This window comes from Lentzea waywayandensis (assembly GCF_900115955.1).
Lineage (GTDB): Bacteria > Actinomycetota > Actinomycetes > Mycobacteriales > Pseudonocardiaceae > Lentzea > Lentzea waywayandensis.
Genome location: NZ_FOYL01000017.1, coordinates 94,439 through 116,535 on the forward strand (window position 1 = coordinate 94,439; position 22,097 = coordinate 116,535).

Annotated in this window: 24 protein-coding genes and 1 pseudogene; 6 read left to right on the forward strand and 19 right to left on the reverse strand. The window is 66.2% G+C overall.

The annotated features are described in order from the left end of the window. The first annotated feature begins 6 nt into the window (after positions 1 to 6). A complete protein-coding gene (locus BM417_RS41290) occupies positions 7 to 342 on the forward strand; it encodes a hypothetical protein (RefSeq protein ID WP_093605580.1) in 336 nt (111 codons plus the stop codon). Here BM417_RS41290 and BM417_RS41295 read toward each other — a convergent pair whose 3' ends face one another. The 3 genes from BM417_RS41295 to BM417_RS41305 all read right to left on the reverse strand — a co-directional run bounded on the left by BM417_RS41295 (position 343) and on the right by BM417_RS41305 (position 3,076). Further along, a complete protein-coding gene (locus tag BM417_RS41295; RefSeq protein ID WP_093605581.1) occupies positions 343 to 975 on the reverse strand; it encodes a hypothetical protein in 633 nt (210 codons plus the stop codon). A 317-nt stretch (positions 976 to 1,292) separates the two neighbouring features. Next, on the reverse strand, positions 1,293 to 1,931 hold the full coding sequence (locus tag BM417_RS41300; protein WP_245822693.1) for a response regulator transcription factor: 639 nt from the start codon (positions 1,929 to 1,931) through the stop codon (positions 1,293 to 1,295). Then, positions 1,928 to 3,076 carry a sensor histidine kinase gene (locus BM417_RS41305; RefSeq protein WP_143139034.1) on the reverse strand — a complete coding sequence of 383 codons (1,149 nt, stop codon included), beginning with the start codon at positions 3,074 to 3,076 and terminating at the stop codon, positions 1,928 to 1,930. Before BM417_RS41305 ends, BM417_RS41300 begins: the two co-directional genes overlap by 4 nt. Before the next feature lie 21 nt (positions 3,077 to 3,097). Here BM417_RS41305 and BM417_RS41310 point away from each other — a divergent pair, with 21 nt between their 5' ends. Continuing rightward, positions 3,098 to 3,835, forward strand: a complete 738-nt coding sequence (locus BM417_RS41310; RefSeq protein WP_093605584.1) for a hypothetical protein — start codon at positions 3,098 to 3,100, stop codon at positions 3,833 to 3,835. A gap of 331 nt (positions 3,836 to 4,166) precedes the next feature. Here the strand turns inward: BM417_RS41310 and BM417_RS41315 are convergent, their stop codons facing one another. Further along, complete coding sequence (locus tag BM417_RS41315) at positions 4,167 to 4,433, reverse strand: hypothetical protein (protein ID WP_177320902.1); 267 nt, start codon at positions 4,431 to 4,433, stop codon at positions 4,167 to 4,169. Positions 4,434 to 4,718: 285 nt separating this feature from the next. Between BM417_RS41315 and BM417_RS41320 the strand changes: the two genes are divergently transcribed. After that, entirely contained in the window at positions 4,719 to 5,603 is an 885-nt protein-coding gene (locus BM417_RS41320) for a DUF3558 family protein (protein WP_177320903.1), read from the forward strand. 589 nt (positions 5,604 to 6,192) lie between these two features. On the opposite strand, the gene BM417_RS50415 is transcribed toward BM417_RS41320, so the two are convergent. The 9 genes from BM417_RS50415 to BM417_RS49610 form a co-directional block, all read right to left on the reverse strand. Further along, positions 6,193 to 6,702, reverse strand: coding sequence for a recombinase family protein (locus tag BM417_RS50415; RefSeq protein ID WP_407656212.1), 510 nt, complete (start codon positions 6,700 to 6,702; stop codon positions 6,193 to 6,195). Positions 6,703 to 6,967: 265 nt separating this feature from the next. After that, positions 6,968 to 7,339: a hypothetical protein gene (locus BM417_RS41330; protein ID WP_143139036.1), complete on the reverse strand. Its 372-nt coding sequence runs from the start codon at positions 7,337 to 7,339 to the stop codon at positions 6,968 to 6,970. Positions 7,340 to 7,671: 332 nt separating this feature from the next. Further along, positions 7,672 to 8,853: a winged helix DNA-binding domain-containing protein gene (locus tag BM417_RS41335; RefSeq protein ID WP_093605588.1), complete on the reverse strand. Its 1,182-nt coding sequence runs from the start codon at positions 8,851 to 8,853 to the stop codon at positions 7,672 to 7,674. Positions 8,854 to 8,998: 145 nt separating this feature from the next. Continuing rightward, on the reverse strand, positions 8,999 to 9,412 hold the full coding sequence (locus tag BM417_RS41340) for a DUF1761 domain-containing protein (RefSeq protein WP_093605589.1): 414 nt from the start codon (positions 9,410 to 9,412) through the stop codon (positions 8,999 to 9,001). 204 nt (positions 9,413 to 9,616) lie between these two features. After that, positions 9,617 to 10,669, reverse strand: coding sequence for an aldo/keto reductase (locus BM417_RS41345; protein ID WP_093605590.1), 1,053 nt, complete (start codon positions 10,667 to 10,669; stop codon positions 9,617 to 9,619). 67 nt (positions 10,670 to 10,736) lie between these two features. After that, complete coding sequence (locus BM417_RS41350; protein ID WP_093605591.1) at positions 10,737 to 10,937, reverse strand: hypothetical protein; 201 nt, start codon at positions 10,935 to 10,937, stop codon at positions 10,737 to 10,739. Between the two features lie 440 nt (positions 10,938 to 11,377). Continuing rightward, on the reverse strand, positions 11,378 to 11,707 hold the full coding sequence (locus tag BM417_RS49600; protein ID WP_245822675.1) for an integrase catalytic domain-containing protein: 330 nt from the start codon (positions 11,705 to 11,707) through the stop codon (positions 11,378 to 11,380). Between the two features lie 301 nt (positions 11,708 to 12,008). Continuing rightward, positions 12,009 to 12,200 (reverse strand): hypothetical protein, encoded by a 192-nt coding sequence (locus tag BM417_RS49605; protein ID WP_245822677.1) that lies wholly within the window; start codon positions 12,198 to 12,200, stop codon positions 12,009 to 12,011. A gap of 964 nt (positions 12,201 to 13,164) precedes the next feature. Continuing rightward, a complete protein-coding gene (locus tag BM417_RS49610) occupies positions 13,165 to 13,452 on the reverse strand; it encodes a hypothetical protein (RefSeq protein ID WP_245822699.1) in 288 nt (95 codons plus the stop codon). Here BM417_RS49610 and BM417_RS41370 point away from each other — a divergent pair. Continuing rightward, positions 13,404 to 13,964, forward strand: a complete 561-nt coding sequence (locus BM417_RS41370; protein ID WP_245822679.1) for a cytochrome P450 — start codon at positions 13,404 to 13,406, stop codon at positions 13,962 to 13,964. The two genes, BM417_RS49610 and BM417_RS41370, sit on opposite strands and share 49 nt — an antisense overlap. Here the strand turns inward: BM417_RS41370 and BM417_RS41375 are convergent. The 5 genes from BM417_RS41375 to BM417_RS41395 all read right to left on the reverse strand — a co-directional run bounded on the left by BM417_RS41375 (position 13,933) and on the right by BM417_RS41395 (position 20,059). Beyond that, positions 13,933 to 14,685 (reverse strand): hypothetical protein, encoded by a 753-nt coding sequence (locus BM417_RS41375; RefSeq protein ID WP_218164724.1) that lies wholly within the window; start codon positions 14,683 to 14,685, stop codon positions 13,933 to 13,935. The two genes, BM417_RS41370 and BM417_RS41375, sit on opposite strands and share 32 nt — an antisense overlap. Positions 14,686 to 14,709: 24 nt before the next feature. Continuing rightward, positions 14,710 to 15,819, reverse strand: a complete 1,110-nt coding sequence (locus BM417_RS41380) for a DUF3644 domain-containing protein (protein ID WP_177320904.1) — start codon at positions 15,817 to 15,819, stop codon at positions 14,710 to 14,712. Positions 15,820 to 16,040: 221 nt separating this feature from the next. Then, positions 16,041 to 16,889, reverse strand: a complete 849-nt coding sequence (locus tag BM417_RS41385; RefSeq protein WP_093605593.1) for a class I SAM-dependent methyltransferase — start codon at positions 16,887 to 16,889, stop codon at positions 16,041 to 16,043. A gap of 106 nt (positions 16,890 to 16,995) precedes the next feature. Further along, positions 16,996 to 18,624 (reverse strand): LuxR family transcriptional regulator, encoded by a 1,629-nt coding sequence (locus tag BM417_RS41390; RefSeq protein WP_218164725.1) that lies wholly within the window; start codon positions 18,622 to 18,624, stop codon positions 16,996 to 16,998. 619 nt (positions 18,625 to 19,243) lie between these two features. Further along, positions 19,244 to 20,059 carry a recombinase zinc beta ribbon domain-containing protein gene (locus tag BM417_RS41395; RefSeq protein ID WP_093605595.1) on the reverse strand — a complete coding sequence of 272 codons (816 nt, stop codon included), beginning with the start codon at positions 20,057 to 20,059 and terminating at the stop codon, positions 19,244 to 19,246. Between BM417_RS41395 and BM417_RS41400 the strand changes: the two genes are divergently transcribed. Next, entirely contained in the window at positions 20,058 to 20,495 is a 438-nt protein-coding gene (locus BM417_RS41400) for a MarR family winged helix-turn-helix transcriptional regulator (RefSeq protein ID WP_093605596.1), read from the forward strand. The two genes, BM417_RS41395 and BM417_RS41400, sit on opposite strands and share 2 nt — an antisense overlap. 31 nt (positions 20,496 to 20,526) lie before the next feature. Beyond that, positions 20,527 to 21,003, forward strand: a complete 477-nt coding sequence (locus BM417_RS41405; RefSeq protein WP_143139037.1) for an aspartate carbamoyltransferase — start codon at positions 20,527 to 20,529, stop codon at positions 21,001 to 21,003. A 124-nt stretch (positions 21,004 to 21,127) separates the two neighbouring features. Here BM417_RS41405 and BM417_RS41410 read toward each other — a convergent pair. After that, positions 21,128 to 22,002 (reverse strand): annotated as a pseudogene (locus BM417_RS41410) (MFS transporter); the annotation flags it as partial. Positions 22,003 to 22,097: the final 95 nt, after the last annotated feature.

The following is a 22,097-nucleotide window of genomic DNA, read 5'->3' on the forward strand; positions in this document are numbered from 1 at the left end:
CTGAGCGTGAGCCACATTCCGCTGGAACGGCTGCTACGCGATGCGGACCACTCCAACCACTACGCCTACACTCTCGCCACCCGCCCCCAGGACGACTACCCGGTGCTGCACGCACAGGCCACGCTGCTGCTGGGCGGAGTGCCGGTGGCGCTGGTGCGCGAAACGGTGCTCTGGAGAGTGCTCACGCAGCGCAACACGAGTGGACGGAGGCGGCCGCGGGCTGACCGCGGCTCGCGGAGACGTGCGGGGCTGCGACGGAAAGCTGCCACGCACGTCGACGAGATGTTCCAGCGCGGCATCGACCTGTTGCCCGCGGGTATCGCAGCGCACGCCCTTGGCTGACTACGCCTTCGTGGAGAAGATCAACCCATCCCACCTGCGGGCCAAATACTTCTGGAACGGAGTGCGCTGGTCCGGATCGCCCAGCACCGACCCAAAATCGGTTTTCTCGAAGATCTGCCGGACATCCCGGGCCGCGTTGTGGTGGCACTGGTATTCGTTGGCCAGGAACTTCGTGGTGGTCAGGTCGGCCTTTGGCAGCAGCATCCAGGTCATCCTGGCCGTCTTCTGGTTGCTGATGATCGCCTCGAAGGAAACCCTGAGCGCGTCGGTCCGCCGGTCAAGGCTGACGCTGTGTTGCCCGCCCTCGGTGCCGTCGTGGGAGAGGTCGACCCAGCTCTGTTTGAACGTCACCAGCGACTCGGCGAAGATCTCCCCCGCCCCGGTCGCCACCCCCGGCGGCAGATTGAGCCAGTCGGCCAGGGCGGCGACGAGGCCGGGGTAACCGGTGAACGTCGCTCCTTCTTTCGGCGCCTGCTCCCACGAGTGGGCCCACCGCTGGGCCTCGGCCACGATCCGGTCGGCCGATCCGGCGAAGACGCCGCCCAGGGCTGCGGCCCGGATCGCGGCTTCGTGTTCGGAGAAGTTGTCTTCGTTGAGTTCGGTCGGCACAAGGTTGAGGACGACGACGATCACGCTCGCGGCTCCTGGTCTCGACGGTCGGGCACGGCCCTGAGAAAGGGAGCAGCGAGGTCCGGGATTAGATACACCGGGACAGGTTCTTCACCGAATTGGACGTCCGCGAACTTGGCCTGCGGGGTGCCGAAACCTGGCTCAACGTGCCTGACCTGCGGATCAAGCTGCTGCAGGTTCCTACTCGTTGATCAACTCACCGAGGACTGGACCGGCGGCGCATCGATCCGCAGCCTGAGACGGGTCGACTTGCTCTGGTGCTGGCACGCTGAACCGTTCGGAGCGGGCACGCCTTTTCGTCGACTCGAAAGGACCGCTGATCACTCCGCAGGTGTGACTGCAGGGCCGTTGTCCTCTGCGAGCCTGCGGCCGAAGTCGCCGCGGTAGCCGATCGGACGACCGATCTCGGCGTACTTCGCCTTGATCCGCCGGATGTGCTCCTTGACCGTCGACTCGGACATTCCCAGGCGGCGCGCGGTTGCCTTCAGGGTGACGCCGCTGCCGTAGGTCTCCAGTACCTGCCGCTGGCGTAACGACAGCTCTGGGCAGTTCTTGTTGCGGCTCAACGCGAACGCGTGGTCCACGGTCATCGGTGATTCGCCAGCGGCGACCTCCCGCACCACCGAGGCCAGCGTGGCAGTGTCGGTGGTGCGCTTGTGCAGGTACGTCTCCGCGCCGGCCTTGGTGGCCGCTTCCACGTCACTGTGCTCTGCCCATGCCGAGAAGACGACGACCTGGTGTCCGGCAGCTATCAGGGACCTGATGTTGGTGGTGAACATGCTGCCGTCGGCGAGGTTCAGGTCGAGGATCACGATAGGCGCGCGGCGCGGTAGAGCCAGGTATTCGGCGACCGTCGCGGTGGCAGCGACCAATTCGATCTTCTCATCGCCGTCGTCCAGCCAGCGGCCCATGACGTCGCGGTAGAAGCCCTCGTCGTCGATGACCCCGATCTCGATCATGCCGGCCACGTCAGCTCGACCGAGGTGCCTTCGCCCAGCTCGCTGTCGATCGCAGCGCTGCCACCGACTTCTTCCATGCGATGGCGAATCGAGCGCATCATCCCTCTTTCCGTTGTCGTCACGGGGTCGAACCCGGCTCCGCGGTCCACCACGGCGACTCGTACGCCACCGTTCTCCATACCGATCGCGGTGACCCACGCTTGTGTGACACCGGCGTGCTTGGACACGTTGTTCAACGCCTCGCGGGTCGCGAGCGAGATTGCTTCGACCACGTCAGGTGGTGTGGAGCCGGGCACCTCGTCGAACAACGGATGTACGCGTAGCCCCAGCGCCGACCTGTCGTGCAACACCTGCGCCAGCACCGCGGTGAGGTCCGTGGGTGCGTCAACCCGCGATCCCATCAGCAGGCTTCGCAGAAAGTCCGCGTCCCGCGCGCAGCGGGACCGGATCTCCGCGGAGTCCACTGCCAGCGCGCCGCCAGCGATCAGTTCCAGGGTCGTCAGCGCCGTGTCGTGCAACCCGCGCAGCTGTCGCTTGCGTTCCTCGAATCCCGCCTGGGCGGCCGCTTCCCTCGCCACGGCTGCGGATTCCGCCGCACGCGCCTCATCGACCTCGCGGGCCAGTGCCCGCAACACGTGCACGACATAGCTTGCCAGTGTTATGAACGCGATCATGCCGCCCACCCCGGACAGCAGTCCCGCGATGTCCAGCCCGTCCGCCACAACGAGCGGCACGACGCCGTAAAGGACCACCGGCGCTGCGGCGATGACCCATCTCGCAGCACCGTGGAGGTACAGCACCGCGGCCATCCCAGCACCCACTGCGGGCCCGTAGGTCCAGTTCTGCCAGGTGGTCCAGCCTGGTCCGAGTACCACGGCCGTGATGACCTGTACCAGGCAGATCACGGCGACGTCGACAGCTGCGGCCGGTTCCGAACGGTGAGCCGACCAGAAAAAGAACGCCGACCAGCCCGCAGCCATCAGGAAGCCGCCGAGCAGCGCGACCGCACGCAGAACCGACTCCGTGCTGATCATTGACACCAGGGTCGGCACCGGCGCGGCGTACTGCGCCACCCGCAGCACTGCCAGCGACGTCAGAATCCAGCTCTCCAAGCGTTCTCGCGCGTCACGTGCCTCCGCTGCCACGACGGAAAACAGTACGGGGCCATGAGCGCTGTCGGCCAAAGTGCCGACTGTCGGCCGACGCTCACCACGCTCATCCTCGACTGCATGGATCTACCGAATCTCATCTGGACCGCCGTGACCACGCTGTCCGGCCTGTTCACCGGGACGGCGCAGAACGTGGTGCAGCGGATCGCCGGTGACCGGCTGCACCAGCTGATCAGTAACGCGCTGGCGCCGACCGGCTCGACGGCACTGACAGAGCTGGCTCGCAACCCGCGCGGTCAAACTGAACAGACCAGACTCGCGGGTCAGCTGCAGACGCTGGCCCTGCAGGACCCAGGTTTCGCGGCGTCGCTGGCACAGGTGGTGCACCACGTGCACCTCGGCACCGGCGCGCAGCAGTCGGTCATGGCACCAAGCACCGGATCAGTGAAGATCCGCCAGGGCGGCTTCGTCATCGGCGACCAGCACAACACCAACAGCCGCCACACGAAAATCAGCGCCGGCGGGCTCGCGGCGATCATCGTCGTCGGGCTCCTCACCCTCGTGCTGGCGGGAGTCACCTTCGTGTCGCTCGCGACTGGCTCGCACTATCGCGTCGGCGAGTGCCTCTACCTGAGCAATGGAGCGGCCGCGAAGATCGACTGTGCCGATCCCCGGGCTGTGACGATCACCAGGGTGGTCGACGGCGGGCAGAACCCGTTCGTCTATTGCAACGGAAGGGAAGGCTGGTACGTCGACGATAAGGCGAAGGTTCTTTACTGCGTGTATTCTCGTTGATACGCGTCGACCGAGAATGTACTGGCGCTGGCCTGTGACCGTGACAGTCTCGATGAAGTCCATCGCCAGGATCGCCTCTGCCTGCGAGCGCAGGAAGTCAGCCAGGTAATGGTTGTCCGGTGTGTGGCCGGATCGACGCCGGCAGACTTGAGGATCCCCCACACCGTGAAGGCGGCGATCGCGACGCCCAGGAGAGCGAGTTCACCGTGAATGCGTCGATATCCCCACGACGGGTTCTCGGCTGCGAGACGCAGGACGAGCCGGCGGATCGAAGCGACCGTGCGCGGACCTCCGGGCGCCCGGTTCACGCTCGCGCGGGCGTGGTGACGCCTCACCACCGTGTCCGGGCTGACGAGCAGCCGGAATCGGCGCAACGCCGCGCGAGCCAGGGCATGAGTAAGGCGGCGAGCAACGCCCTGTCCTCTGGCCGCAGTCGTGGGCGCTGATCGCCGAGCTGTCTGCGCAAGACCACGAGCTGATGGCGTAGAGCGAGAATGTCGACGTACTTCTCACGATTGCTCATGCGCAACAGCCATAGCGCAACGAAGGCGTGGGAGACGGCGAGGTAGGCGAAGCGGACCAGCACGGCCGCGATCATGCCGGATGATGATCGGCAACTTGCCGACGCCGCTCACCTGTGGGATGCCAAAACTAGGCCTGGTGGCCTGACCTGGGCCTCAGGCCGCCACGGGTTCGTACTCGTTGATCAAGCCGCCGAGTGCTCGCCGACGACGAACGGCCCATAGCCTGATTCTGCATACCGCGCTGAGTCGCGACTGTGACCCTGTTAGCGACGCCGCGAGGAATATCCGAGCAGAAGGTAACAATCCTCGACTTGGTCGCGACGACATCACGTCTTGACCCGTGAGCAGAGGAGCTGATTTTGAAGCTGGCACTCGTCTTGGTGGGCGTGCTCGCGCTCAGCTCATGCGCCGCGAAGTTGAACGGAGACCCTTCGCCCGCACCAAAAACGGCATCACCGTCGAGCGCCGCGCGCCTCCTGGAACCGAAGCAGGTGTGCTCGGCTTTGTCCGCGGCCGAGATCAAAGCGGCTGGCCTGCCAGGAAAAGGCGTGCGTGACGATTACGCGGGCAATGCCCGATGCCGCTGGGTGGTCGAGAAGTACGACCTCGACATCGTGATCGCGCCGAACACGCCACTTGACCTCCGGTACGGAGGAGGTGCCGACTTCGAGATGAAGACATTGGACGGCAGAGAAGCTCGCCTCTACAACAGCATCCCAGGCGTCAGGTGCGACCATGTCTTCGCGTACGGCCCCGGTGGCAACGCGGCCGTGGGAGTAGACCGCCGGTCGACCGAGAACGCGCAGCGCGGCGGTGCCGAGGACCCCTGCGCGGTCAGCGAGTCGATCGCCCGCTACGTCCTGCCCAAGGTACCGTCAGCGACCGCCACGCCGTCCAGCGTGGCGCCATCTGATCTCGTGCACAGGACCGCACTCGTCACGGGGACCCGGTTCGATCTGGACAAGGTAGGGGACGTTCCGGACTTCGTCTACACCATGGGGTTCGGCATCCAGACGCTCAACGGCACCGTCATCATGCCCACCGACGCCCAGAGCCTGTCCGGCTGTTCCTCCACCCAGGGCGAGCTCTGGCGTACAAGCGTCGACACCGCGGACATTCGCACAGGCGCTACCTACTGCCTGCGGTTCCCCTCCAAGGTCTTCGGCCTGCTAACCATGGACAGCTACGGGGATCCGGGTGCTCAGCCGACAGGGATAGAAATCTCCTGGCGGTTGCAGAAGTAGGTAAAGACGGTGCTCGTTGCCGGTCCTGAGGGCTGCCGCGTCGCGACAAGTTCGGCGCGAGGTGCACATTACGTTTGCCGAGACAGCCGCAATACTTCCCTGCCAGCAAAACTAGCGTGACAGAAGATTGAATCGCGTCGATTGGCCCTTTACCCTGGATCCGAGCTATCCAATAGCGCATGAACACACAACCCGCGCAAGCTTGCCACCTACGAGTGCTCAAGTCCTCTCGGACATTCTCTTACCCCACGGGATTCGCCAGAATCCCGTGGGGTAATTCATATTCAGCCACTTTCTCGTCGGCGCACCACTCCAACTCGAGCGTTGGCTGAACTGAGCGACGAGCAGGTTCCACAGTTTTCAGTGTTAGTGGTGCGGATCGAACTTCAAGACGCTGGTCGTCATAGTGAATCTGCAGGCGTTGCTCGCGGACTTGATCGACCAACTCCTCGCCCACACCTTCTTGTACGGGTTCAGCGGTCCGCACGAGCAGATGCGGCAGTGCCTTGAGCAGGTGGTCTTCTCGGACATAGGAGTTCCGCGGTTCACCGTCGGAACGCCGCTTGGCGCTGGTGAAGCCATGCCGGCATCAATAGCCAGCTCGCCCATGAACCCAGTGCCCGTCCATTCGCCGACCACAAAGTCCACATACGACGAGGCCAGCCAGCAGATAGCGCCGAGCCTCGCCGTCCTTGGCAGGCCTCGCCACCCGCATCCCCTGAACGGCGACGAAGGTCTCGTCATCGACGAGTGGCTCGTGGGCGATTCGCTCGGACACCTCCCACTCGCTGACCGGGTTGTACCGCAGCACTCCTGAACCGCGGCCGCCAGCACGTCCGCCTGAACCGTGGCCGGTCGTGCTGGATCGGTTCCACACCTGTCGGCCGGTGTAGCGCGGGTTCTCCAAGATCATCGCCACGGTCCGGACGATCCACCGCTCCCCCGATCTGTGCGCATTTCGCTCGGGGTCGGCACCCAAGGGGCACACCACGCCACGCTCGTTGAGCTCTCGTGCCAACGACGCCACCGTCCGCCCGCGAGCACGCTCGGTAAACATCCACCGCACCCACGGCGCCCTCACCGGATCTGGCGCCAACATCTGCACCCGGCAACCCACCGCCCATGCACCGGATTCGGATGCCGACCACCATCAACAAGCCGATACCCATACGGCGGACGGCCACCCAGAAACCGGCCCTGTACACGCGTCTGCGCCCGCATCGCCGCCAGCACCCGCTGCCGCGCCCTCGCCACCTCACGCTGCGCCTGCGCACCCAACAACACCATCAACGCCTCATGCACCGGGCTCCCGAGTTCCACTGGGCCGCCGGCTTCCGGCAACCACACCGCAACACCCAGCGCGTTCAGCCCCGACACAACCTCGCGGAACTGACCGCCGTAAAACGCCCGCTCGTACCCCCCACGACCACCGCGTCGAAGGAACGACCTGGGGCCGCTGCTGCGGCCAGCAACGCCGCCGCTTCGGGACGGTCCTCCCACGGCCAGCGTCGCGACACACCCACGTCGAAAAATTCCGCAACGACCGAACCAACGCCGTCGATCAGCTCCTCCGACACGGCGCACTGCCACGCACGAGACGTCTGCACATCCTGAAACACGCTCGTCGACATCCGCCCGTAGAACGCAAAGCGAAGACCAGGCTCCTCAGGCGGTGCCGCTGGACGGCGACGCCGGGTAAACGCGGCAACCAGTTCGGCGTTCGTCAGCGTGGCCACAGTCAGCTCCCTCGGTCAAAACCGAGACCCTCCGACCGACGTCGCCGTGACGGCAACTCGAACCACCTTCAGCCGAACAGCCCAACAGAACCTTGGCGAGCGGCCACCTCTGGGACACGCTCCAATCACGAACGCCGCGAAATAGACCCACTCCGGCAAACCGACCGACGTGCGGGGCGCGGCTACCCAAGCACTGTGCGTTGGTCCCGACAATTCTGGAAGTGTCGCAACGTCAGCCGAGTCTTACACGAGCCTCATAGTGGGTCGGACGACACGAGCTTCACCGTGCCTCGGATCTTCGCGCCATCCTGCGGGCGGTCCTTCCTTGACCATCACGTCGCCAGTTCGCGCTCCAGCGGAGTGCGCATCCGCGGTATCACGCGGGTCCCGCCCAACCATGTCGTGCAGTGGCCGACTGCCTCATCCACCAGCTTCTGTTCCTGCGACGACACGTTCTCCAGCAGCCGGTGCACGACCTCGCTGGTCGCGCGCTGGGCCCAGCCGCCCACGATGCGGCCGTTCACCCAGACCGTCGGGCCGATGTTGCCCGCGCGGTCGAACAGCGCCTCCTGGTGCTCGCCCAGGAACCAGCCGCGGTCCTGCCAGCCCATCGACGTCGGGTCCAGGCTCGGCAGCAACGCCGCCCACGGCTCCGGCGAGTCCACCGGTTCCAGGTCGTCGGCCAACACCAGCCCTGTCACACCGTCCAGATCGACCTCCACCGTCGCCACCCCGGCCAGGGCTTTTCTGGTCTGGCCGATCGTCCAGCCCATCCACCACCGCAGGTCCGACACCGGTGCCGGGCCGTACGCGCGCAACCACAACCGCGCCAGCTCTGTCCTCGCCGCGTCGGGCTCCCACGACTTCAGACCGTCCGGGATCCACTCCCGCAAGGGGTGCCAGACGTACTGCGTGCTCAGCCATGTGCCGCGTGGGCGGCCGCGGACGATCCGGCCGTCTGCGGCCAGTTGGAACAACACCCGGCTGGTGACGTTGCTGATCACCTCGTACGGCTTGCCCTTGTACATCTGCAGTCGCTGGCGCAGCCGTGGCTCCGCGCCAGCCAGTTGCGTCGCCGTCGCCGATCCGAGGCTGTGCAGCGCGGCCTCGACCGCGGTTTCGACCTCGGCCAGCCACGTCGCCGGTTCCGGCACGTTCTCCGGGTATCCCTGCTGTCCGAGTTCCTTCTCCAGCAGCCGCCGATGCCTCGCCGCGACGTCCGCGGAGCAGCCGTGCTGCACCAGAGCCGCGGTCTCGAGGTCTGTCACGAACACCGTGCGGCGCATACCGAGCAGCCGCAAGCCGGTGCGCTCCTGGTACAGCGCGCGTTCGACGTCCGGACCCCCCGGCCGTCCGAGCCGTGCGGCCGCCGAGAGGTAGACCGTCGCGGGATCGGTGGCGTGCAGCGCGACAACGCCCGCGATTGCTTCGCTGGCCGTGGTCGCGGCCACGGCCAGGTGGTGGCGGACACCGAGGCGAGCCCGGCGCTGTTCGACATCGATCTTCAGAGGCATCAGTTGTTCCTGTCATCCGTCCCGCGACGATGCGCGTGGTCGTGGCGGCCCTCGGAACCGGTTCTTCGTGTCCATGATCGCCGGAGCTGAGGACGCCCACCGGTCCGTCCTGTGTGGACGGCGTGGGGCCGACCTGCTCACGGTGTCAGATCAAGACCAGGGCGAGGCTGGTGACAATGCTGCCGACAATGAAGTAAGGAGCGTTGAGCAGGCCGTAGCGCAGCGGGTGCGGAAAGTTCGGGTTGATCGCGATGTTGAAGGTCATCGCAACGAGATAGCCGGCACCGACGATCACACCGAACACGAGCGCGTCACCCACGGAGGTGATGCCCAGCGCGGCGAACAGCAGCGCGCTGGTGAGCACGTTGACCACGGTGCACACCAGCGGGCCAACCCCGTCGATGGTGCGCCTCTCGGGGGCCGGGGCGTTCTCGCGACCGAGAGCGCTGGCGTACTGCCGAGGAATGGCGAACATAAAGTAACCGGCGCCCAGGCCGGCGAGCGCGACCGTGGACACGACGACGGCGATCCAGTTGATCTCGGAGAGAACGGCGAACATGGGTCTTCACCTTTGCGTTTGTGTCCGCGCTGCTGTCCGCAGCGGTGCTGTGGGGAGGTTGTCGGCGGGCATCCTGCGTGGGTGGTCCGCTTCCCGACATCGGTCGAGAGCCGAACCGCCCGCGCAGGAGCACGACTGGGCGTTGGCCAGGATCTGGATGTCATCACGTGTGCGGGTGCGCGGGCACCAGCAACGCCATGTCCGTCACTGCTGAGACCGTTGCCGTGCGGCGCGGGTGTCGACGGTGCGGCGGCGGAGATCCGGTCGGGCGACCGACGGGGTTACGTAGACCACGTCCATCGGTCCGACGTCGCTACCCGGCGGCACGATCTCGTCGATGCGGTCGAGCACGTCGTCGCTGAGCAGGGTGTCGGCTCCCGCGATCAGGTCGTCGAGCTGTTCCAGGGTGCGGGGACCGATGATCGCGGAAGTGACCGCGGGATGGGCGGTCACGAAGGCGAGGGCCAGATGGGGCAACGACACTCCAGCCTCCTCCGCGACCTGTGCAAGTGCTTCTACGGCATCGAGTTTGCGTTCATCGGTCAAGTGCTTCCCTGCCCAGTGCAGGCGGCCGGCCGAGGCGGTCTCGGCGTTGCCCTTGCGCAGGCGGCCTCCGAGCAGGCCCATCGCCAGCGGGCTCCACACCATGACGCCCAGTCCGTAGCGCTCGCACACCGGAAGGACCTCGCGTTCGATCCCTCGGTTGAGAATCGAGTAGTGCGGCTGCTCCGAGCGGAAGCGGGCCAGCCCGCGCCGCTCGGCCGCCCACTGGGCCTCGACGATCTCCGTAGCGGGCAGGTTGGAGTGTCCGATGGCACGGATCTTGCCCGCGCGCAACAGATCGGTCAACGCGGCGAGTGTTTCTTCGACGTCGGTGCCGGGTTCGGGGTGGTGGACCTGGTAGAGGTCGATGTGGTCGACCCCGAGACGACGCAGCGATCCCTCGACGGCGGAGACGATCCAGCGGCGGGAGTTGCCGCGCTGATTGGGGTCTGCGCCCATGGGGCCGTTGAACTTGGTAGCCAGTACGACCTCGTCGCGGCGGCCACGCAGGGCCTTGCCGAGGATCGCCTCCGATTCTCCGTTGGGACCGTAAACGTCGGCGGTGTCGACGAAGTTGATGCCGGCGTCAAGGGCACGGTGCACGATGCGGATGCACTCGTCCTGGTCGGGATTGCCGTACGAGTTGAGCAGCATCGTGCCCAGTGCGTAGGGGCTGACCTGGATGCCGGTGCGGCCGAGCGGGCGAGTTCGCATGACTTTTCTCCTGCGTTGACACGGCTGACGTACGGCCGGTGGCCCGGCCGCACGCTGACGAAAGGAATCAGGCCCAGGTCTGCTGGGCGGCGACATCGACGATCCAGGTGACCCCGAAGCGGTCGGCCGACATGCCGAAGTCGCCGTAGGAGGCGATGGCGAGTTCCCCGCCGAACACCGACAGGCAGGACTGAAGTACCGCACGAGCCTCGCCGTAGAAGTTCAGGTGAGCGACAGCGGTGAGCGACACGATGTCCCGATCCTTCACGAGTAGTTCTTGTCCCCGACGACTTCCGGCGACAAGAACACTGTTTCGCAAGTACCGGTCAGGGTTTGTCCTCTACTCGTGGCGATCTGATCACCTCGCCGCGCACGGCACTGGGACACTGGCTCGTGGACGGCCAACCACCGGAGTCGTCGTTCTGACCTCACCAAAACGCGGCTCGATAGGCCTGAACTGCGCATCAAGCCGCTACAGGCTCGCACTCGTTGATCAAGCCGCCGAGCGCTCGCCGACGACGTACGGATCTACAGGCCGACTCTGCGACCGGATGATCAGGTCGCGGTGGAGCGTGGTGCCGCGCTCGGCGTGGTCGCCGATGGTTGTAATGGGACATATAGCGGTTCAACACCGACTTCAGGTGATGCTCGCCGATGATGAGCAGCCGGTCGGTGAGCTCGTCCGATAGTGCCGACAAACCGTTCGGCTTAGCAGTTCGCCCGCGGACACTGCGGCGCGATTTTCACCACGTCCATCCCGGCATCGGCGAGGACCGAATCGAACGACGCCGTGAACTGGCCCGCCCTGTCACGGACCAGGAATCGAAAGTCGTTCGCCCGATCGTCAAGCGTCATAAGGAGGTTGCGAGCCTGCTGAGTGGTCCACGGCCCGTCAGGGTTAGAGGTGGTCCCGAGAACATGGACGTAGCGGGTGCCGACCTCCACCACGAAGAACACGTACACCCGCTTCAACGTCACCGCGCAGTCGACATGGAAGAAGTCGCACGCCAGCACGGTCTCCGCTTGAGCACGCAGCAAGCGCCGCCACGACGTGTCGGAGTCGAGTCGGCGACGGCGGAATCCGAAGCCGCTTCAGCACACGACGAACCGTCGACTCGGCCGTCCGGTGGCCGAGCTTGAGCAGCTCACCTTGGATACGCCGGTAACCCCAGCCCGTGTTCTACCGCGCCATACGCTCGACCAACGCCACTACGGTCTCATCGACCCGCGGGCGACCACTCCGGTTCGGGTAGGTCCACTTCTTGGCGACCAGGCGCCGGCGCCACCGCAGCACGGTGCCCGGAGACACCAACCGGTGACCCCGCAACCAGGCAGGTAGTCACCGCACCAACGCGGTCAGCACCGCACGATCAGCCCAATCCCACCGCGGACGGCGCTGACCCCGACGCAACACCGCGACCTCATGCCGCAACACCAGCAACTCAACGTCCTTGGCCGCCGACGACCGGCCGAGCACAACCAGCCAGCCACCTAGCTGGACGAAGATGAGGTACGGCAGTCGCAGTGCCACGCCCACGATCATGCCGACCGAACAACAGAGCCTATCCACCGCAGCTCAACGCATGTGTGCGGAGTTCTGGCACCCCACAGGATCTACTGGCTGGTCCGGCGGTCGCTCGCTCTAACCCGATTGGGTGTCCCGGCACTACATCTGTTGGCGGTAGAGGCCCTGTTCGCGACACTGGTGTCCCCCTACTTGAGGAGTAGCGATGACGGAGCAGGAACCCGCCTCAGAGGACACAGGACTGGTCAGCCAGGCGGACGGTTCTGATGTGGCCGAGGAGCGCCGCGCGGAGCAGGCTGCGACAGACTCGCCGGCTCAGCCTGCCGAGGGGATCCGTGTCCGGAGTTTCCTGCCCGGCGTCGTAGACGAAACCTGGATCGTCAGATAGAGGCAGCAAGTAGTCACTCGGTCATGCGGCGGCATTGCGTCAGGTAACCGAGTCGCAAAGCGACGCATCCTTGCGGGCAGGAACCAACGGAACGAATCAGACGCGATCAGGGCCACCACACTGTCAGAGCGCTGCAACGCCGGCTTGGCCTCAGGTTCGTCCAGCATCCGGAAGGCCAGCGCGACCTGCCCGCCACTACGGTCTCATCGATCCGCGGTCGCCCAGCCCGGTTCGGGTAGGTCCATTTCTTGGCGACTAGGCGTCGATGCCACCGCAGCACGGTGTCTGGGGACACCAACCGGTGCTATCGCAGCCACACTGGTAACTGCCTCACCAACGCGGCCAGCACCGCACGATCAGCCCAATCCAATCGAGGATGCCGCTGACCTCGACGCAACACCGCAACCTCATGCCGCAACACCAACAACTCGACGCCCTTGGCCGTCGAGGACCGGCCGAGCAGAACAAGGACGAGGTACAGCAGTCGCGGCGCCACGCCCGCGATCATGCCTGCAGGACGACAGAACCTGATCACCGCAGCTCAGCGTGTGACTGCGGAGTTCTGGCACCCCACAGGCCGGATCAGAAGCGCCAGCCGACCTGCACGCAGCGGTCGCACTCCCGCTCCAGATCCTGGTGATCTGCGAACTTCTCGGTGTGCCCTACGACGACCGCGGCCAGTTCCGCGCGTGGACCGAGGCCGCCGCGAACATCACCGACAGGACCATCTCGGAGCAGGGCCTCGGCAACCTCTTCGGCTACGGCATGCGCCTCGTTGAAGCGAAACGACGTGAGCCCGCTGACGACGTGATCTCCCGGTTGTGCGCGACCTTGGGCGTTTCCACCCGAGGAGGCCGCCATGGTGTCCATGGCCCTGCTGTTCGCCGGTCACGAGACGACGGTCGTTCAGATCGGCTTGGGCGCGTTGCTCCTGCTGGCCCACCCCCGACCAGTGGAACGCCCTGCGCGACAACCCCGGCCTCATCCCGAACGCCGTCGAGGAAGTCCTTCGCGCACCTGGCAAGGGCGGTGGCGGAATCCCCCGTTACGCCCGCACCGACATCGAGATCGACGGCGTCAAGATCCGCCTCGGCGACCTCGTCCTGCTCGACAACGGCGCCGCCAACCACGACCCGACTGTATTCACCGAGCCGGACCGAGTCGACATCACCCGCAAAGCCGCCGCCCACCTCACTTTCGGGCACGGCCTCCACTACTGCATCGGCGCTCCGCTGGCCCGCATGGAACTGCAAGCCGTATTCTCCCAGCTGATCCAGCGCTTCCCGACCATGCGCCTGGCAGTGCCCGTGAAGAATCTGACGATCCGCCGCGACGTACTGACGGGTGGACTCATGGCCCTTCCGGTGACGTGGAACCGCTGATCTGCCGCTGAGTGCGGTCGTGTTCGACCGGATCGAGGATCTCCCAGGTCGATTGACCGATGGCGAGGACTCCACGGGCGGGCAGGGCGACGCCGCCGATCGTCGGGTTGTCCTTCAATCGAACCGGAGTTCCGAGGTCGATGCCGTCGAGCGTCGCGCGGGATTCATCGACGAGGTACATCCGCTCAGGCATGAGTTTGCCGTTGTGACCACTGGGCATGACGCCCGCCATCTTGAGCTTCCCCATGCCCAGCGCCTGAGCCATGCGCTCGCGGGCATGCACCAACAGCGGTGGCCGCCAGGTAGCGAGCGGCATCGCTCCACTGAGGACGTTCAGAACGTCCAGGATTGGCGTCGAGCGGGCAGTGAGCGTCCAGTCCAACGCCGGGGTGTTCATGGTGACCCGGAGGGAAGCCTTGCCGGTCCAGGTGACCTCGATACGGGCATGTGCGGTTCGACTGCAGGCGGGACCGTAGTAGCGAGGGCACGCCGCGTCGAGTCGCGGGCCGTCGACGTAGATCGACCAGTCGCCACCGGGGTCGCGGTGCCAGATCGAGCGATACGGGCCGAAGTCGCTTTCCGCGAACGCCCGCAGAGCAAGCACGTGACCGGAGTCGAACGGCAGACCGAACACGCCCCACCCCTTCGCGTACTCGTGTCCGGGCCACGGCGCCGCTCCCGTGGTCGTGGGGAGGTTAGACAGCGAAGACAGGTCGAGCATGGTCATCACCTCATGTCGGGGTGTTCAGGCGGCGGCACGACATCCCGCCAGCGAACACGATCCTTTCGTTGCTGCACGGCCCGATGGCTTATGCGCAGTCCAAACATCGGAGAGGTCAACTTCCCGGATCGCCGACCGCATCAAGGTGAAGGCTTTGTCCGAGTAGCACCGATGCCGCTGAGACCTGAACACGAAGTCATGCCTGCAGGTCGGATCATCGTCGATCCCCAAGTGATCGCGAAGCGCCTTGCACATCGGCACCGTGAGATCGAGCGCCTCGGCGAGTTCGGTGGCGGACCGGTGGAAGGTGCGCTGCAGATCAATCTGCCTGACCGCTGCAGCCGGAGTGTCCTCATCGGACACGTAGCGAACGCCCGGGCCTTCGTTCGTGGTGAAGTGAACCTTGAGCGTAACGCCAGAGCCGTCGACCGCAGTCGCGATCTCGTCCAGCCTGGGAAACACACGATCTCGCGTCTCGCCGTCCCTCATGCCACGTGCGACTCGCTCGACGTCTTTCCTGGACACACGAACGTCGGCCTGGACGTGGGCCTCCATCGCCAGGAGCGTCCTGATGCGAGCGCGTGCGTCATGGCCAGCCCGTCGACCTGGCTGCAGCAGCGCAGCGATCTGGTTGTACTCCTCGTCCAGCAGAACGTTCAGTTCGCGAGGCGGATCGACGGACAGCGGTAAGACCCGGTTCGGAAGGTGGCTGCTCAAGGGCTCCTTGAAGACCCGCTGAAGCAGGTCGTCGAACAAAGTGATGGCCGCTCGGCAGTGCAGGTACAACAGCTGCTCGGGAACGATGTTCCACCAATGCTGTTCGTCGTCACGCATCGCATCTATCGCGCGCAACGTGCCAGCGTCCGCATCGGACAGCTTGACCATCGTGCTGGCCATGGACAGGCCGAGGCACCGCTCAAAGCCGATCGACCTGCCCGTCACCGGGTCGAAGATCTTCTTTTCACCGCTCTGCACCAATGCCGACTTGAGCAACATCTCGAAGGCATGCTGCATGAGCAGCAGCACCTTGGACGCACGCCCCAGTTCAGCAGGTGAGTTGAAGGCTTCCACCGCGGACACCAGCGATGCGACTGCCTTGGCCTTCAACATGCGACTTTCCTGCTTCAACTTCATGGGGCACTCCCGGACCGCCCCCGATCTCTTGCTCAGACCATCGCTGATGCCATCAACAGCGTTTCAATGCCCCACGTGACCGCCCGCTCGACATCCCGCAGCAGGCCGGAGACCGCGCCTGGCGAGCTAGAGCCGCGCAGCGTGCTCCGGAGAAGCAGGTGGAGATTCGCCTCTACCTGCTTCTCTGCATCTTCGGGGAAAGGGCTTCGAAGCGGTGCGGACTATTTCGTGCCCACGCCGATGTTCAGGGGCGCGGAGAGCACGGCAGGGCCGCTGGTGGACCGTTCGCGGATCATGCCGTCGAGGACCTGGACGATGTCCGCACGCTGTTGGTCCGTGAGGTCGGCGACGAGGGCACCGGGGACAGGGTTGCCGCCGAGGCACCAGTCCCACAGCTGCTGCCCGGTCCGCACGTGGATCCGTTCCTGGTGGCTGGTGTCCACGGTGACGTTCTTGAGACCGGCGTCGGTGAGTCGCCGGTGCAAGACGTCCGGGTCCGCGACCTGGAACTCGAGCAGCGGCTCGTCCTCAGAAGGGCCTTCGAAGGCAGGCACGACCGCCTGCACCGCCGCGACGAAGAAGTGCAGTGCCTCGAACTCGCCGGGGTTGCCGTAGGCGATGAGGAGCACCCGCCCGCCCGGCTTGGTCACCCGGACCATCTCCCGCAGCGCGGTCGCCTGGCCGGGGACGAGCATGACGCCGAACTGCGAGCCGGTGACGTCGTAGGTGTCGTCGGGGAGGTCGAGGTGGTGACAGTCCATCACCCGGCCGTCGACGTCCAGCCCCTCGGCGGTGGCCCTCGCGGTGCAGTGTTCGATCATCCTGGGTGACCAGTCGGTCGCCACCACGGTGGCGCCGAGCCGTGCCGCAGGCAGGCTCAGTCCGCCGGTTCCGGCGGCGACGTCGAGGAACGTGTCGCCTTCCCGGAGGCCGGCGAGCCGCAGCCCGGCCTGGGCCAGGTCGGCTTCACCGGGTGCGACGTGCTCGTCGTACTGCGCCGCGATCGCGTCCCACGCTTCGACGGGGGCGACGTGCTCAGCGTGCTGCGTGGTCTCATGCAAGTCGGTCATCACCGGCTCCTTATCCCTTTGTCCCCTCGACCTGGGACGTTAGGGACGGAAACGGCCGGTCCGCTTCGAACGGACTACCCACTCGGCTCCTGAGGGCGTGGGTATTTCAGACCAGGGCGTGTTCGTAGGCGTAGGCAGTAGCGGCCGCGCGGGACGCCACACCGATCTTGCTGAAGCAGTTGCTCACATGGCGGGCGACGGTCTTCTCCGAGAGCCCGAGAGTGCTCGCGATCGCGCGGTTCGTTCTGCCGGTCGCGATCAGCCGCAGCACTTCCACCTCCCGCCCGGTCAGGCCGTCGGGGGCTGGCTCGTGTGGCTGCCTGGTCAGCGCGTCGAGCCGCTCGATGTCCGGTGTGGCCCCGAGTCGTTCGAAAACGGTCCGCGCACCGCGGAGTTCCATGGTGGACGTCTCGGTGTCGTCGAGCGCGCGGCAGGCCAGCCCGAGGAGCACCCGGACGCGTGCGGTCTCCCGGGGAGCGTCCAGCTCACGCCACACCGAGGCAGCGCGGCGGAGCTTCCGCAACGCCGCCCCTGGGTCACCCTCGGCGAGCAAGACCGCGCCGACCGCCGAGGCCGCCACCGCGTCCAGGTACGCAGCGTCGAACGCCGCAGCGAGCCGGGTGAGCTCATCGGCAGCCGCACGCGCCGATGGCAGATCGCCAGCGGCGATCATGATCTCCACGTACGCGGGCAGCACGCGCGACCGCAACGGCGGATCCTCGCTTTCCGCTGCCACCCGACGGATCACCGTGGACGCCACGTCGAGCCGCCCCTGCGCCAGTCTGAGCAGAGCAAGCCCCGGCTCGGGCGGGCGGCCGGCCTCGTCGGCCTTCCGGTAGCTCTCCTCAGCCGCCGTGAACTCCCCGCGCAGCCGCTGCAGCTCACCGAGCTGGTAGTACGCCGAGCCGAGCGTGTCCCAGCTGACCGGGCCGGACAGCAGGTCGCAGGCCTGCTCGGCAGCCTCCTGCGCGTCGCGCCACGCGCCCTGCAGCTGCATCAGCTCGCACCGGTGAACCAAACAGTTGCCCCGGAACGGGACAAGTTCGGGCTGGGCGTCACACCAGCGCGTGAGTGCTGCGGTCCACTCCCGCGCGCGACGCAGGTCGAACAGGTCGGCGCAGGCCGCGATCACCGTGCAGTACACCATCCCGGCATACATCGGCGACACCTCACCGGCGATCACCCCGGCCATGACCTCGTCCAGCACAACAACACCCGCCGGCCCCTGCCCCCGCAGGACCCGGCACATGCCCTCACCAAGACGCGACATCGTCACCAGATCGAGATCACCAAAGCCCTCACCGGCCCCGACACTGTCGGCGAAAACCGACTCCGCCCCCGCAGGGTCTCCACCCCACATCTGCGCGAACGCCTGCCACGTGCGCAACCACGCTCCTTCCGCGCACTCGCCACAGCCTTCGAGCACCCGCGCGCAGCGGGCGAACCACCCCATCGCCGGCGCGCCCTCACCCCGGAACATCAGACCCGCACCGATCAGCACGGCATGACGCGCGGCACGCCGCCGATCGCCCCGCACGAGAGCCCCACGGTGAGCACGCGTCCACACCCGCGTGCAGACCTCGTCCTGACCCGACAAGTACGCGGCGAGCGCGAACAACTCCAGATCGTCCAGATCCAGCGGCGTGGCGGCGTCCACAGCCGCCAACTCGGTACACGCGACACCCCACCAGCGCTCCGCGAAGGCCGCGCGCCCCCGCTCAAGCGGACCGGTCATCGCCATCGGTCCATTGTGACCCGACGCCGCCACGCCGCCACCGCACAGCGCGGCCCGGTCACAGACGGATCGAACAGGAACGAGTCCGGCTAGTGGTCGCGGCCATCCCCCTCTGAACTAGCTAACCGCGACCCAGGCGCCGAAAGGCGCCTTGCTCGTACAAGACGTAAACCTGTGCGTGCCGAAAACTACGTCCATACAGGTCAAGGCACATGGCGATACTCGTGGATGACTCGTCCGGGAAGATCATGTCGGTCTATGATGAGGCGTTCGATCTGGGCGGGTTCGCCAGGCTGAGGCCGACCCTGCAGGGGGTGGCGCGCCAGCGGGCGATCGGCGGGCTCGTTGCTCGCTGCACTGCCGCTATTACTCACGCAGCGCCTGGCGCAGATGGGCCTGATTCCAGATCAGCGCGGTCGAACAGGCCGCCGCGAAATTCTTACTCCAGTCGATACAGATCAGTCCGAAAGATTCACCAGTGTCGACTAGCCCTCTATACTAGGTACGAGCTATCCAATAGTGCATGAACACAAACCTGCGCACGCGCGCTACACGTTGGGGGTCAAGCCCCACGGACATTCTCTTGCCCCACGGGATTCACTAGATCCCGTGGGGCAATTCATATTTCAGCGACTTTCATGTCGTCACACCAGTCCAACGCAAGCGTCGGCTGAACTGGGCGACGGGCAGTCTCCACAGTTTTCAACGTTAGTGGTGCGGGTCGAATTTCAAGACGCTGGCCGTCGTAGTAAATCTGCAGGTGTTGCTCCCGGACTTGATCGACCAGGTCTTCGCCCACACCTACTTCCACAGGTCCCGAGGTCCGCCCCAGTAGGGGTGGCAGCGCCTCAAGCAGGCGGTCTTCTCGGACGTAGAGGTTCCGCGGCTGGCCATCGCAACGTCGCTTGGCGCTGGTGAAGCCATGCCGGCATCGATAGCCAGCTCGCCCATGAACCCAGTGCCCGTCCATCCGACGGCCACACAACCCACACACGATCAGCCCAGCCAGTAGGTAATGTCGGACCTCGCCGTCCTTGGCAGGCATCGCCACCCGCAAGCCCCGAACGGCGACGAACGTCTCGTCATCCACGAGTGGCTCGTGCGCGATCCGCTCGGACACCTCCCACTCGCTGACCGGGTTCAACCCCAGCGCTCCCGAGCCACGGCCGCCGGCACGTCCGCCAAGCCCGTGACCGGTTGTGCTGCTTCGGTTCCATACCTGTCGGCCGGTGTAGCGCGGGTTCTCCAGAGTCATCGCCACAGTCCGCACGATCCACCGCGGGCACGTTCGACGAATATCCACCGCACCCACGGCGCCGTCACCGGATCCGGCGCCAACATCTGCAACCGACGGCCCCACCGCCCATGCGCCGGATTCGGATGCCGACCTTAACTGGTTGCAGCATCGAACCATCTGGTTGTACTGTCGAACCATGCAGGGTGAGGACGTAGACGCGGCGCAGGAGGCCTTGATGCGGTTCGTCCGCAACTTCGGCCTTCATCAGCCTGACCGGACTCCGTGCGGGCAGTCGCTGCCGGTATCGGAAGCGCACGCCATGGTGGAAGTCGCCCGGGAAGGGCAGATCCGTCAGGTGGAGCTCGCTCGCCGGTTGCGGTTGGAGAAGAGCACCGTCAGCCGCCTGGTCACCAACCTGGTCGGTCGGGGTTGGGTGCACCGGGAAGCGGCCGACGACGACGGCCGCGGCGTTCTGTTGGTGCTCACCGATACAGGTGCCACCGCAGCCGCCGGACAGGCAGACGCCCGCCGGAATCGGTTGACCGCCCTGCTCGATCGCGTACCCGACGACCAACGCGGCGCCGTAGTGCGCGCGCTGCAGATACTTGCGGAGGCCACCGTTGAACCGTCCTGAACACCGTCGAGTGCGTCGTGCCCTGCTTCTGGTGGCCGCAGCCGCCATCGGTGTGCTGAGCAGCGGCTGCGGTGGCAACCCGTCGGCGCCGGCACCAAAGACCTCAGACCGGCAGGCCGAGGTCGCCGAGCGGGGCGCGTCCGTCATGCCGTTCGACCTGGAACGCACCACCCACCGGTTCGCCAAGACCGACACCGGCGGGGTGCAGACCGTGGTCGCCGACGACCCGCAGGACACCACCCAGGTCACCCTCATCCAGGAGCACCTGACCGCGGAGGTGGACCGCTTCCGGCGCGGCGACTTCACCGATCCCGGCCGCATTCACGGCAACGACATGCCCGGCCTGGAGGAGCTTCGCGCCCACGGCGGGGAAATCACCATCGCCTACGAAGCCACCCCTGACGGAGCACGCGCCACCTACACCACCGGCGACGCCGGACTCCGCACCGCCCTGCACACCTGGTTCGACGCCCAAGTCAGCGACCACGGCCAGCACGCCACCCGCTGATACGGCGGCGTGGGTTCAGCGCGCGACGCAAAGGCGTCCTGCCGTGGACCCCGACGAGCAAACCCCTCAATCGTCACGTGGATCAGCACGGCCGCGTCCAGCCCAAGGGTGTGCAGCCGTCACATCAAGTACTCCCACAGAGCGAAGTTGTCGCCCGCCTGGATCCAGGCGGGCGACAACCGGTGGACGTGCCAGACGTGGCCGGCTCACGTTCAGCGGCTTGGACCACCGAACGACGGCCGCATAGCGTTGCGCCCGCGATGAGCGCTCCCGCTACGGCGATGCCGGCGGCACCGATGAACGCGGCGGACACGCCGCTGGTCAGGGCGTTGGCGTCACCGAGCTGGCCAGCGCCGTAGGAGGCGGCCAGTGCGGTCATCGCGGCCAGGCCGAGCGCGGACCCGATCTGGTAGCTGGTGTTGACGATGCCCGACGCGAGGCCGCCTTCCTCCGGGCGAGCGCTGGAGATGGCGGTGCCCAGCGAGGGAATGAACGCCAGGGCCATGCCGGTGGCAGCCACGAGCGACGCGGGCAGTACGTCCACCCGGTAGTTGCCGTCCGGGCGCACCAGTGCCAGCCATCTCAGGCCGGCGGCGAGCACGACGAGCCCGGTGACCGCCATCGACTTGACGCCGAACCGCGCGGTGAGCCGCGGCGCCACGACCACCTCAGCACCATGATCGCGGTCGTCATCGGCAGCAGCGCCGAACCGCTGGCGAAGGCGCCCAGACCGAGCACCTGCTGCAGGTAGAGGTTGAGGAAGAACCACATCGGGATCCACGCACCGCCGAGCAGCAGTTGGGCGATGTTCGCGGTCCCGAGTTGCGGCGTGCGGAACACGCCGAGCCGCACCAGCGGAGACTTCCGCTTGGCCTGGACGACCAGGAACGTTCCCAGAAGCTCGGCGCTCTGCATCAGGTCACGCAGGAACCTCTGCTTCAAGGTCAGCCTTGCCGGCACTCCCTTGTCCGGCTCCTTGCCCCACGGATGCTCTGGCGCGATCTCCTGGAACTCGCTCAGCGGTCCGCCGCTCATCCCCCCGACGAACGCGTCCTCCAGCAGCAGCTCACAACGCTGATCCCAGTCCTCCAGGC

Coding starts and splice junctions, on each gene's coding strand:
- BM417_RS41300 (WP_245822693.1), bottom strand. CDS start 1,931: ATGATCGAGATCGGGGTCATCGACGACGAGGGCTTCTACCGCGACGTC.
- BM417_RS41310 (WP_093605584.1), top strand. CDS start 3,098: ATGAGCGCTGTCGGCCAAAGTGCCGACTGTCGGCCGACGCTCACCACG.
- BM417_RS41315 (WP_177320902.1), bottom strand. CDS start 4,433: ATGATCGCGGCCGTGCTGGTCCGCTTCGCCTACCTCGCCGTCTCCCAC.
- BM417_RS50415 (WP_407656212.1), bottom strand. CDS start 6,702: ATGTTGGCGCCAGATCCGGTGAGGGCGCCGTGGGTGCGGTGGATGTTT.
- BM417_RS41335 (WP_093605588.1), bottom strand. CDS start 8,853: ATGCCTCTGAAGATCGATGTCGAACAGCGCCGGGCTCGCCTCGGTGTC.
- BM417_RS41340 (WP_093605589.1), bottom strand. CDS start 9,412: ATGTTCGCCGTTCTCTCCGAGATCAACTGGATCGCCGTCGTCGTGTCC.
- BM417_RS41345 (WP_093605590.1), bottom strand. CDS start 10,669: ATGCGAACTCGCCCGCTCGGCCGCACCGGCATCCAGGTCAGCCCCTAC.
- BM417_RS49610 (WP_245822699.1), bottom strand. CDS start 13,452: ATGGACACCATGGCGGCCTCCTCGGGTGGAAACGCCCAAGGTCGCGCA.
- BM417_RS41375 (WP_218164724.1), bottom strand. CDS start 14,685: ATGCTCGACCTGTCTTCGCTGTCTAACCTCCCCACGACCACGGGAGCG.
- BM417_RS41380 (WP_177320904.1), bottom strand. CDS start 15,819: ATGAAGTTGAAGCAGGAAAGTCGCATGTTGAAGGCCAAGGCAGTCGCA.
- BM417_RS41385 (WP_093605593.1), bottom strand. CDS start 16,889: ATGACCGACTTGCATGAGACCACGCAGCACGCTGAGCACGTCGCCCCC.
- BM417_RS41390 (WP_218164725.1), bottom strand. CDS start 18,624: ATGACCGGTCCGCTTGAGCGGGGGCGCGCGGCCTTCGCGGAGCGCTGG.
- BM417_RS41400 (WP_093605596.1), top strand. CDS start 20,058: ATGCAGGGTGAGGACGTAGACGCGGCGCAGGAGGCCTTGATGCGGTTC.
- BM417_RS41395 (WP_093605595.1), bottom strand. CDS start 20,059: ATGGTTCGACAGTACAACCAGATGGTTCGATGCTGCAACCAGTTAAGG.